Origin of the sequence: Saccharopolyspora antimicrobica (assembly GCF_003635025.1) — a bacterium.
Classification (GTDB): Bacteria; Actinomycetota; Actinomycetes; order Mycobacteriales; family Pseudonocardiaceae; genus Saccharopolyspora; species Saccharopolyspora antimicrobica.
Map to the genome: position 1 here is coordinate 6,182,864 of NZ_RBXX01000002.1, position 11,179 is coordinate 6,194,042.

Below are 11,179 nucleotides of genomic sequence, written 5' to 3' on the forward strand. Positions count from 1 at the left end.
TGATGGCGCTATGGCAGACGTCCTGAAGGTCGCGGCGGTGCAGTTCGAGCACCGCGCAGACGACAAGCAGCACAACCTGGGGCGAGTGGCGCACTTCGCGGGCCGGGCCGCGGCGGCGGGCGCTCGGCTCGTGGTGTGCCCGGAGATGTGCGTGATCGGGTACTGGCATCTGCGCCGGCACGACGTGGCGGCGTTGCGCGCGTTGGCCGAGCCCGTGGACGGGCCGTCGGTGAGCGCGGTGCGTTCGCTCGCCCAGCAGCACGGCATCGGGGTGGGCGTCGGATTCCTGGAGAGCGACGGCGGAAGGTTGTTCAACTCCTACGCCGTGTGCCTGCCCGACGGGAGCGTGCACGTGCACCGCAAGCTGCACGCGTTCGAGCACGAGGCGATCAGCAGCGGCGACGGCTACACGGTCTTCGACACCCCGTGGGGTGTGCGGATGGCGGTTCTGATCTGCTGGGACAACAACCTCGTCGAGAACGTCCGCGCCTGCGCGCTGGCCGGTGCGCAGGTCCTGATCGCGCCGCACCAGACCGGCGGGACCGCCTCCCGCAGCCCGCACGGCATGCGTCCGGTCCCCGTGGAGCTCTGGCGGAACCGGCACGCCGACCCCGCAGCGATCGAACGCGAGTTCCGCGGTCCCAACGGGCGTGGCTGGCTGATGCGCTGGTTGCCGTCGCGCGCCCACGACAACGGCCTGTTCGTGGTCTTCAGCAACGGAGTCGGCCGGGACGACGACGAGGTCCGCACCGGCAACGCCATGGTGCTCGACCCCTACGGGCGGATCCTCGCCGAGACCTGGGCGGCCGCCGACGAGGTGGTGCTGGCCGATCTCGACCTCGACCTGATTCCGCTGGCCACGGGCCGGCGATGGCTGGCCGGTCGCCGCCCGGAGCTCTACGACGTCCTCGTCAGGCGCTCCGGCGCCGAACGCGACCCGCGCACCGCCCGGTTCGCCACCGAACCGGTCGACATCTGAAACCGCGGTCGCTCGCCCCAGCAGGGCGTGGGCTACGGCGTAGCCGGCGCGAAGTCGGCCGCTCCGGCGCTACGGTGACGGCATGGGTGATCGGATTCCGGCGTCCGAGCCGGTCGGGCTGGGTGACGTCGTCGCGGGATTGCGCGCCGACGGCGTGGAACTGGTCGAGTTGTCCTTTGTGGACAACGCGGGGAACGTGCGGGTGAAGGGCGTGCCGCTGGACCGGCTGCCCGCGGCGGCGCGGTTCGGGGTCGGGGCCTCGCCCTGCTTCGAGACGTTCACCTTCGACGACGTGATGCTGCGCGGGCGGTACCTGGGCGGCCCGGACGGCGATCTGCGCCTGGTGCCCGACCTGGACCGGTTGGTCCGGCTGGCGGCGATGCCGGGCTGGGCCTGGGCGCCCGCCGACAAGTACACCCAGGACGGCGGCCGCTTCGTCGGCTGCCAGCGGGATTTCGCCGCGCGGCAGGTCCGGGCGGCAGCCGACGACGGCCTGACGGCCTTCGCGGCTTTCGAACACGAATGGGCTCTGGGGCGAGCTGACAGCGAGGAGTTCGTCCCGGCCTTCGGCGGCCCCGGCTACGGCCAGATGCGCCTGGAGGCCACCGCCGAGTACGCGCGAGAGCTCGTCGCAGCCCTGCGCGCCCAGGGTCTGGAGGTCCAGCAGTTCCACCCCGAGTACGCACTCGGCCAGGTGGAGCTGTCGGTGGCCGCGGTCGGTCCGGTGGCCGCGGCCGACGACGCGGTGCTGGTCCGGCACACCGTGCGCGCGCTGTCGGGACGCCACGGCTGGCGCGCGAGCTTCGCCCCGTGCCTGGTGCCCGGCGGCGCCGGTTCCGGTGGTCACCTGCACCTGTCGGTGCGCGATGCGGACGGGAACCTGTTCGCCGGCGGCAGCGGCCCGCACGGGCTGCGCCCGGCGGGGGAGTCGTTCCTGGCCGGTGTGCTGCGAGAGCTCCCCGCACTGGTGGCCATCGGTGCGGGCAACCCGGCGAGCTTCCTGCGCCTGGAGCCCTCCCGCTGGGCCGGTGTGTGGCAGGTGTGGGGCCGGGAGGCGCGCGAGGCGGCGTTGCGGCTTGTCACCGGGACGACCGGCACGCAGCAGTGGGCGGCCAACGTCGAGGTGAAGTGCTTCGACGGCACCGCGAACCCCTACCTCGCGGTCGGCGCGGTGCTCGCGGCCGGGCTGGCCGGTGCGCGCGAAGGGCTCCAGCTGCCCGCGGAGGTCACCGGCGATCCGGCGGTGCTGGACGAGCGCGACCGGGTGGCGGCCGGAATCCACCGGCTGCCCACGAACGCCGCGGCGGCCGCCGACGCGCTGGCGGGATCGGCGGTGCTGGCCGAGGCGATGGGCCCGGAGCTGCACGACGCGATGCTCACCGTCCGCCGCGCCGAGGCCGAGCGCTACGCCGACGCCGGCCCGGAGGAGATCGTCGCCGCCACCCGCTGGCGCTGGTGAGCGCTCATCCCGCGGTGAGCTCGAACGCCCGGGCCAGGCGCAGCAGCGTCGATTCGGCGTGGTGGGCACCGATGAGCTGCACTCCCACGGGGAGGCCGTCGCCGGTCAGCCCGGCCGGGACGGAGATCGCCGGAAGTCCGACCACGCTGGCGCCGAAGGTGTAGCGGGAGAAGGTCGGAAACGGGTCGACCGCGCTCCCGTTGTGCTCCATCCGGCCGCTCTGCGCCAGCGGGATCGCCGGTGACGGGGTGGTGGGCGAGAGCAGCACGTCCACATCGGACAGCGCGGTCAGGTATCCGCGGCGGATGGCGGGCACGGTCTCGCCGACCGCGGTCAGGTACGCGTGGGCGGGGACGGGCGAGGCGTTCGGGCCGACCTGGCTGCCGAGCAGCGCGGCGACGTCGGCGCCGAAGCTGCCCAGCCGTTCCTCGACCGAGCCGAGCCCGCGTTCGCGGAACAGCTCCGCCACCAGGACGACCGACTCCGGGGAGACGATCAGGAATCCGGTCTCGCTGCCGATCTCGGCGTGCTCGACGGTGACCTCCCGCAGCTCGGCACCCGCATCGGCGAACCGCTGGGCGGCTGCCCGGTGCAGCCGCTCGACCTCCGGGTGGTTGTCCGCCCAGTAGTCGCCGACCGGGACACCGATGCGGACACCGCGCAGCGCTGCGGGATCGGTGGGCAGTTCGCCCGGCGGCACCGTCTCGCCACCGGTGAGGACGTGCATCATCAGCGCGGCATCGGTGACGTCCCGGGTGATCGGCCCGGCGACGTCGAAACCCGCGGACACCCGCAGAACACCCTCCAGCGGCAACCGGCCGTGGGTCGGCTTCAGCCCGACCGCGCCGCAGACCGCCGCTGGGATGCGCACGGAGCCGCCGGTGTCGGTGCCCATGGCGGCGGGCACGATGCGGGCGGCGACCGCCGCGCCGGAACCACCGCTGGAACCACCGGCGCTGCGCGTCGGGTCGTGCGGGTTGCGCACCGGGCCGAAGTGCGGGTTGTCCGAGGTGATCCCGAAGCTGCACTCGTGCATGTTGGTCTTGCCGAGCACGATCGCACCGGCGTCGGTCAAGCGCTGCACCACCGCGGCGTCGGTGTCCGGGATCCAGTCCCGCAGCACGGCCATGCCGCCGGTGGTCCTGATGCCCGAGGTGGTGTAGTTGTCCTTGACGCTGACCGGAACCCCGTGCAGCGGGCCGACCGGACCGCGCTCGGCGAGCTGCCGGTCGAGTTCCCCGGCGCGTTCGGCGGCGTTCTCGGCGACGGTGATGTGGGTGTTCAGGTCGTCGAGAGCCGCCGCCTGCGCGAGGCAGGCCGACACCAGCTCCCGGCTGGACAACTCGCCGCCGCGGACCCGAGCCGCGATCGCGGTGACCCCGCCGCCGATCAGGTCGGCGTGCTCCGAAGCTGCTGACATGCGTCGACTCCCGATCGTCCGGTGTGGATCCGCGTTGGCCGCCGGAGTATCGCCCGCGGCGGCAGCGATCGAAAGACCCACCGGCTAAGGGTTCTACGTATCCGGCGGCGGGTCGGAACCGCGCACGTATGCTCGTGGGTGGCCGGTGAAGGGACGGACGCGATGCCTGAGGTGACCAATCCGCCTGCCCGGAACACGCGTCCGCGCAACCGGCGCGCGCTGATCACCGCGGCCGCCGCGGACCTGTTCTACCGCCAGGGCTACGCGCGGGTGGGCATGAGCGACATCGCCGAGGCCGTCGGCGTCGGCTCCTCGGCCCTGTACCGGCACTTCGCCGGGAAGCAGCAGCTGCTGACCCGGGTGGTGCTCGACGAGCTGCGCCCGTTCAGCGAGATCACCGCCGAGGTCACCGACCTGGACCAAGTGGTGGAGCGGCTCGCCGCGGCCGCGCTGGAGCACCGCCAGCTGGGCGTGCTCTGGCAGCGCGAGGCCCGGCAGCTGCCCGAGGAGCAGCGCGACGCGCTGCGCAAGGAGCTGCGCGAGGTCGCCAGCGGCCTGGCCGAGGTCGCCCGCGCCTTCCGGCCGGAGCTGACCGGGCAGGACGCCCGGTTCCGCGCCTGGTGCACCTTCAGCGTGCTGACCAGCCCGTCCTACCACCAGGTCGACCTGCCGAGGCGGGAGTTCGAGCAGCTGCTGCGGGCGATGGTGGTGGTCATCGGCGAGCAGTCCCCGCACCGGTTCGCCGAGCGCCGCGACGACTCCGAGCAGCGCTCGGCGCTGTTCGCCGGCCGCGCCTCCCGGCGCCGGCTGCTGCTGGCCGCCGCGATGCGGCTGTTCTCCGACGCCGGCTACACCAAGGTGACCACCGAGGACGTCGGCGCGGCGGCCGGGATCGCCGGGCCGAGCCTCTACAACTACTTCGCCAGCAAGCAGGAGCTGCTCGGCACCGTGATCACCCGCGGCAACGCGTGGCTGGAGGTCGAGCTCGAGCGCACCCTGGCCAGCACCCCGGCCGCCGCCGACGCGCTGCGCGAGCTGCTGCGCTCCTACATCACCTTCGCCTTCGACCACGGGCGCTTCATCGACATCCTGGTCAGCGAGGTCAACCACCTGCCGGACGCCGAGCGGCACCGGGCCCGGCAGACCCAGCACGCCTACGTCGCCGAGTGGGTCGGGCTGCTGTGCGAGGCGCGGCCCGAGCTGGACCAGGTGCGCTCCCGGATCCTGGTGCAGGCGGCGCTGACGGTGGCCAACGACATGGCGCGCACCGGCGCGGTCCGCGACGTGGAGGCGCTGCTGGCCGTCGGAGCGGCCCTGATGCTGGATACCCCGATCGGCTGAGTGCGCTCGGACACAGCGTGAGCCTTGACTACCGGCCATTCACTTAACCGGCGAATCCGCAGGTTGTTGCCGGTAGGTGTGAGCTATTCGCTGGTCACTTCCGCATTGACGCGAGGCTGGCCGCCGAACTAATCTCCGCAAGAATCAGTGCTGCGTTCGCCGTGATCGCGGGCGGATACTGAGGTCGGAGCAGGTAACGAGGACGGGTTGGTTGCATGAGCAGCGCGACGGAGCCGGTCGGTCAGCCGCCGGCGGACGTGCCGGACATCCACACGACCGCGGGCAAGCTGGCGGATCTGTACCGGCGCAACGACGAGGCGGTGCACGCCGGCTCGGAGCGCGCGGTGGCCAAGCAGCACGCCAAGGGCAAGTACACCGCCCGCGAGCGGATCGACCTGCTGCTGGACCCGGGCTCGTTCGTGGAGCTCGACGAGCACGCCCGGCACCGCTCCACCAACTTCGGCCTGGACTCCAACCGCCCCTACGGCGACGGCGTGGTGACCGGCTACGGCACCGTCGACGGCCGCAAGGTGTGCGTGTTCTCCCAGGACTTCACCGTCTTCGGCGGCTCGCTGGGCGAGGTCTTCGGCGAGAAGATCGTCAAGGTGATGGACCTGGCGCTCAAGACCGGGTGCCCGCTGATCGGCATCAACGACTCCGGCGGCGCGCGGATCCAGGAGGGCGTCGCGGCGCTGGGCCTCTACGCCGAGATCTTCAAGCGCAACACCCACGCCTCCGGCGTGATCCCGCAGATCTCGCTGATCATGGGCCCGTGCGCGGGCGGCGCGGTGTACTCGCCCGCGATCACCGACTTCACCGTGATGGTCGACCAGACCTCGCACATGTTCATCACCGGCCCGGACGTGATCAAGACGGTCACCGGTGAGGACGTCACCTTCGAGGACCTCGGCGGCGCCCGCACGCACAACTCCCGCTCGGGCAACGCGCACTACCTGGCCGCCGACGAGGACGACGCGATCGGCTACGTCAAGGAACTGCTGTCGTTCCTGCCGAGCAACAACCTCGCCGAGGCGCCGGTCTTCGACGCCGACATCGCCGAGGGCGCGATCGCCGACTCGATCACCGACCTCGACCGCGAGCTGGACACCCTGGTCCCGGACTCGCCGAACCAGCCCTACGACATGCTCCAGGTCATCTCCCGCGTCGTCGACGACGAGGACTTCCTGGAGACCGGTGCGCTGTTCGCGCCGAACATCATCACCGGCTTCGGGCGCATCGAGGGCCGCCCGGTGGGCGTGGTGGCCAACCAGCCCACCCAGTTCGCGGGCACCCTGGACATCGACGCCAGCGAGAAGGCCGCCCGGTTCGTGCGGACCTGCGACGCGTTCAACATCCCGGTGCTGACCTTCGTCGACGTGCCGGGCTTCCTGCCGGGCACCGACCAGGAGTGGAACGGCATCATCCGCCGCGGCGCGAAGCTGCTCTACGCCTACGCCGAGGCGACGGTCCCGCTGGTCACCGTGATCACCCGCAAGGCCTACGGCGGTGCCTACGACGTGATGGGCTCCAAGCACCTGGGCGCGGACATCAACCTGGCCTGGCCGACCGCGCAGATCGCGGTGATGGGCGCGCAGGGCGCGGTCAACATCCTCTACCGCCGCCAGCTGGCGGAGGCCGCGGACAACGGCGAGGACGTCGAAGCGGTGCGGGCGCGGCTGCAGCAGGAGTACGAGGACACCCTGTGCAACCCCTACGTCGCAGCCGAGCGCGGCTACGTCGACTCGGTGATCCCGCCGTCGTTCACCCGCGGCTACGTGGCGCGGTCGCTGCGGATGCTGCGCGACAAGCGGGAGAGCCTGCCCGCCAAGAAGCACGGCAACATCCCGCTGTGACGGCTGCCGGAGGAGGAGCGCAATGAGCCACGACGCGGACGCGGTGCCGGAGCGGCCGGTGCTGCGCATCGTGCGCGGTGATCCCGACGAGGTCGAGCTCGCCGCGCTGACCGCCGCGCTGACCGGGCTGGCCGCGGCCAAGGCGGCCTCGGCCGAGCCGCAGCCCGAGCCGATGTCGCGGTGGGGCGATCCCGCCGCGGCGGTCCGCCACCCCGCCGGGCGGCGGCCGCTGCGCCCCGGTCCGCACGCTTGGCGCGCTTCGGCGCTGCCGGGCTGAAGGCCTGTCGGGCGGACTCGTTTTGCGTAGCGGTGCCGGTAGCGGAACCTCAGCGCCCGCCTGGACTGCGGGCGCCCAGCCTGATGTATGCCCAATACACGGCGGCTGGGCCGTCCTCGCCAGGCGAACGCTGAGAACCCGCGGCGGTGCAAGCGCCGAGGGTGGGCTGAACGCCTTCGGCGTTTCAAAGACAAAGACAGGCTCTGACGTGTTCAGACAAGGTTTCGCCAGTCGTCCGGCGTCGCGCCGGGAGTTGAGGAGTTGGCCACTGTGGACGTGACGCCGATCAGCAAGGTCCTGATCGCCAACCGCGGTGAGATCGCGGTGCGGGTGATCCGCGCCTGCAAGGACGAGGGCATCGCCTCGGTCGCGGTGTACGCCGAGCCGGACGCGGACGCGCTGTTCGTGCGGCTGGCCGACGAGGCCTTCGCGCTGGGCGGGTCGACGCCCGGCGAGTCGTACCTGAACATCGACAAGATCATCGACGTGGCCAAGCGCGCCGAGGCCGACGCGGTGCACCCCGGCTACGGGTTCCTGTCGGAGAACGCCGACTTCGCCCAGGCGGTGCTGGACGCGGGCCTGATCTGGATCGGCCCGTCGCCGCAGGCGATCCGCGACCTCGGCGACAAGGTCACCGCCCGGCACATCGCCACCAGGGCCGGTGCGCCGCTGGTGCCCGGCACCAAGGATCCGGTGTCCGGCGCCGACGAGGTGGTGGCCTTCGCCGAGGAGCACGGCCTGCCGGTGGCCATCAAGGCCGCGTTCGGCGGTGGCGGCCGCGGCCTGAAGGTCGCCCGGACCATCGAGGAGATCCCCGAGCTCTACGCCTCGGCGGTGCGCGAGGCCGAGACCGCCTTCGGGCGCGGCGAGTGCTTCGTGGAGCGGTACCTGGACCGCCCGCGGCACGTGGAGGCCCAGGTGCTGGCCGACCAGCACGGCAACGTGGTCGTCGTCGGCACCCGCGACTGCTCGTTGCAGCGCCGCCACCAGAAGCTGGTCGAGGAGGCCCCGGCGCCGTTCCTCAGCGACGAGCAGCACCGCACCATCCACGAGGCGGCCCGCGCGATCTGCGCCGAGGCCGGCTACTACGGCGCGGGCACCGTGGAGTTCCTGGTCGGCATGGACGGGACGATCTCGTTCCTGGAGGTCAACACCCGGCTGCAGGTCGAGCACCCGGTGTCGGAGGAGACCACCGGCATCGACCTGGTGCGCGGCCAGTTCCGCATCGCCGAGGGAGCGAAGCTCGAGCACACCGAGGACCCGAAGCCGCGCGGCCACTCCATCGAGTTCCGCATCAACGGCGAGGACGCGGGCCGCGGCTTCCTGCCCGCGCCCGGCACCGTGACCCGCTTCGTCGCGCCGCACGGCCCGGGCGTGCGGGTGGACGCGGGCGTGGAGTCCGGCAGCGTGATCGGCGGGCAGTTCGACTCGCTGCTGGCCAAGGTGATCGTGACCGGTGCGGACCGGCAGCAGGCGCTGGAGCGCTCCCGCCGCGTCCTGGACGAGATGGTGGTGGAGGGCATGGCCACGGTCCTGCCGTTCCACCGCGCGATCGTGCGCGACCCGGCGTTCACCGGCACCGACGGCTTCACCGTGCACACCCGCTGGATCGAGACCGAGTTCGACAACACCATCGAGCCGTTCACCGGTGGCGCCGAGGCCGCGGAGCCGGAGGCGCGCCAGAGCATCACCGTCGAGGTCGGCGGTCGCCGCCTCGAAGTGACGCTGCCCGCGGAGCTGGCGGTCTCCGGCGCTGCCCCGGCGTCGAAGGCCAAGCCGCGCAAGCGTTCCGCGAGCAAGGCCGGAGCGGCGGTCTCCGGTGACGCGGTGACCGCGCCGATGCAGGGCACCATCGTCAAGGTGTCGGTGACCGACGGCCAGCAGGTCGAAGCCGGCGAGCAGATCGCGGTCCTGGAAGCGATGAAGATGGAGAACCCGGTGACGGCCCACAAGGCGGGCACGGTCACGGGCCTGTCGGCCCAGCCGGGCGACTCGGTCTCCCAGGGCACCACCCTCTGCGAGCTCAAGGACTGACCGCGATTCGGCCCCGCCCGGAGTGCCGGGCGGGGCCGAAGTGCGTCTGCCCGACGAGCGGCGCTCACACGGGCGTGGTGAGGCGGGCTGGTGCGGGAGCCCAGGCGAGGGCGAAGGCCAGCGCCATCAGAAGCGCGGCGGCCACGGTGAGGTACGGGACACCGGCGGTGCTGATCGCGGTGCACGGCGGGTTCGCTGCTCGTAGTAGCGGATCGAGCGCCGACTGGCTCCCGTGCGCTCGGAAAGCTCCCCGATCTGCATACCCGTCCTCCGTGTGCGTTTCGGGGTGCTGCGACGCCCCAAAGCACTCACGGTATCTCCCGCATCCGCTCGCGGGGATCGTCGCCCCGCTTCCCGCTCGTGCTGGTGTGATCGGGCTATTTCCTCCCGCGGACGCTGCTCGGTCGAGATGGGCCGGGCGGAGTCTGCGTAGCGTTGATCACGGGCTGGTGCGGTGGCGTCGGCCCCGATTCGTGATCTGGCGGAACGCAGCGAGGAGAACGTCGATGCCCAACTCGCACCTGAACCGGCGGACCCTGCTGCTGGGTACCGCGAGCACCGTCGGACTGGCGGCCGCACTGCCCGGACTCACCTGGTCGCGCGGGCTTTCGCGGCAGCAGGAGTACCCGCCGAACTGGCCGGGCATGAAGCCCTACGGCGCCGCGGACACCCGGAAGGACCTGTGGCCGCGGGCGGACAACTCCCGCGTTCTCGCACTCGAACTCCGCCCCCGCGACGAGGAACTCGGGCGGGTCTGGATTCGCGACACCTACGTCAACTGCTTCGTCGTCGACGGCAAGCCGTGCTACGTCGCCACGGGAACCACCCGCGCTGCCGGTCTCGAAGGCGCGGCGCCGTGGAACGACGGCATCTTCGTCTGGATCGCTGAATCCGTGGACGGGCCGTGGAAGCTGGTGGACACCACCGGTGTCCGGCCCGGTGCGGAGAAGGGCAAGGTCTGGTCACCGGAGTTCGCCGGTGAGAACGAGCCCGGGCGCACCGTCGTCGCCCCGTGGCAGGAGTACTGGCGCGACCAGGAGTACGGCAAGCGGGGCAACGTGTGGGCGCCGGAGGTGCACCACTTCCGCGGTGCCTGGTACATCGTCGCGTGCATGGGCGATCACTCCAGGAAGGTCGGCTCGTTCATGCTCAAGAGCGAGGGCGGCGTCGAGGGCCCGTACCGGGTCGTGGAGGGCAACCTGGACAAGCCGTTCGGCGATCTGGCGCCCGGCGGGCCGGAGTGGATCGACCCGGCGGTCTACCACCACATCGACGGTGGCCTCTACACCGAAGGCGGCAAGGCGTGGCTCGTGCTGCACAACCACCTGTACTCGGAATTCCGGGACGACATGGAGGACATCGTGCAGCGGACGGACCTCCCGCGGTTCGAGCAGGCACCCTACTCGCCGGAGCCGTACCTCGAAGGCGCCCACGTGCTCAAGCACGAAGGCAAGTACTACCTGGTGCACGCCGCCTGGAACCGGAAGTCCAAGAATCCCGACGGCAGCACGCGGCACGCCTACAACACGCCCGAGGGCGAGCGGTACCAGTACGACGCGATCATCGCGGTCGCGGACAAGTTCGAAGGCCCGTACTCGAAGCGCTGGACCGCCGGTGTCGGAGCCGGTCACAACAACCTCTTCGTGGACGCCGAAGGACAGCTGTGGGCGACGTTCTTCCGGAACCCGGTCGCCGGTCACTGGGCGGACCCGGCGCGGAAGGACGACGCCGCGGTGGCCGGCGTGGTCCGGATGGAGTGGACCGGCCCGGAGGGCAACCGGATCTACGTCCAGCGCAGGCGGGGATGACCTCGCGA

General features: G+C 71.8%; 8 protein-coding genes. 7 read left to right on the top strand and 1 reads right to left on the bottom strand.

Annotated elements, in window-relative coordinates:
* Positions 1–10 precede the first annotated feature (10 nt).
* Together ATL45_RS29415 and ATL45_RS29420 are read left to right on the top strand one after the other, a co-directional pair.
* Entirely contained in the window at positions 11–979 is a 969-nt protein-coding gene (locus tag ATL45_RS29415; protein ID WP_093146259.1) for a nitrilase family protein, read from the top strand.
* A gap of 82 nt (positions 980–1,061) precedes the next feature.
* Positions 1,062–2,438: a type I glutamate--ammonia ligase gene (locus ATL45_RS29420; protein ID WP_093146260.1), complete on the top strand. Its 1,377-nt coding sequence runs from the start codon at positions 1,062–1,064 to the stop codon at positions 2,436–2,438.
* 4 nt (positions 2,439–2,442) lie between these two features.
* Here the strand turns inward: ATL45_RS29420 and ATL45_RS29425 are convergent, their stop codons facing one another.
* Positions 2,443–3,858 carry an amidase gene (locus ATL45_RS29425; protein ID WP_093146261.1) on the bottom strand — a complete coding sequence of 472 codons (1,416 nt, stop codon included), beginning with the start codon at positions 3,856–3,858 and terminating at the stop codon, positions 2,443–2,445.
* A 162-nt stretch (positions 3,859–4,020) separates the two neighbouring features.
* Here ATL45_RS29425 and ATL45_RS29430 point away from each other — a divergent pair, with 162 nt between their 5' ends.
* From ATL45_RS29430 to ATL45_RS39825, 5 genes are all read left to right on the top strand, one after another.
* Positions 4,021–5,199, top strand: coding sequence for a TetR/AcrR family transcriptional regulator (locus tag ATL45_RS29430; RefSeq protein WP_093147335.1), 1,179 nt, complete (start codon positions 4,021–4,023; stop codon positions 5,197–5,199).
* A gap of 215 nt (positions 5,200–5,414) precedes the next feature.
* Complete coding sequence (locus ATL45_RS29435; protein ID WP_093146262.1) at positions 5,415–7,052, top strand: acyl-CoA carboxylase subunit beta; 1,638 nt, start codon at positions 5,415–5,417, stop codon at positions 7,050–7,052.
* A gap of 22 nt (positions 7,053–7,074) precedes the next feature.
* Positions 7,075–7,329 carry an acyl-CoA carboxylase epsilon subunit gene (locus ATL45_RS29440; RefSeq protein ID WP_093146263.1) on the top strand — a complete coding sequence of 85 codons (255 nt, stop codon included), beginning with the start codon at positions 7,075–7,077 and terminating at the stop codon, positions 7,327–7,329.
* A gap of 270 nt (positions 7,330–7,599) precedes the next feature.
* Positions 7,600–9,363, top strand: a complete 1,764-nt coding sequence (locus tag ATL45_RS29445; protein ID WP_093146264.1) for an acetyl/propionyl/methylcrotonyl-CoA carboxylase subunit alpha — start codon at positions 7,600–7,602, stop codon at positions 9,361–9,363.
* Positions 9,364–9,869: 506 nt separating this feature from the next.
* Positions 9,870–11,171, top strand: a complete 1,302-nt coding sequence (locus ATL45_RS39825; protein WP_093146265.1) for a family 43 glycosylhydrolase — start codon at positions 9,870–9,872, stop codon at positions 11,169–11,171.
* The last annotated feature ends 8 nt before the right edge of the window (positions 11,172–11,179 follow it).

Excerpts from the sequence above, each read along its gene's own strand:
- ATL45_RS29415 (WP_093146259.1), top strand. The coding sequence starts at position 11 with ATGGCAGACGTCCTGAAGGTCGCGGCGGTGCAGTTCGAGCACCGCGCA.
- ATL45_RS29420 (WP_093146260.1), top strand. The coding sequence starts at position 1,062 with ATGGGTGATCGGATTCCGGCGTCCGAGCCGGTCGGGCTGGGTGACGTC.
- ATL45_RS29425 (WP_093146261.1), bottom strand. The coding sequence starts at position 3,858 with ATGTCAGCAGCTTCGGAGCACGCCGACCTGATCGGCGGCGGGGTCACC.
- ATL45_RS29430 (WP_093147335.1), top strand. The coding sequence starts at position 4,021 with ATGCCTGAGGTGACCAATCCGCCTGCCCGGAACACGCGTCCGCGCAAC.
- ATL45_RS29435 (WP_093146262.1), top strand. The coding sequence starts at position 5,415 with ATGAGCAGCGCGACGGAGCCGGTCGGTCAGCCGCCGGCGGACGTGCCG.
- ATL45_RS29440 (WP_093146263.1), top strand. The coding sequence starts at position 7,075 with ATGAGCCACGACGCGGACGCGGTGCCGGAGCGGCCGGTGCTGCGCATC.
- ATL45_RS39825 (WP_093146265.1), top strand. The coding sequence starts at position 9,870 with ATGCCCAACTCGCACCTGAACCGGCGGACCCTGCTGCTGGGTACCGCG.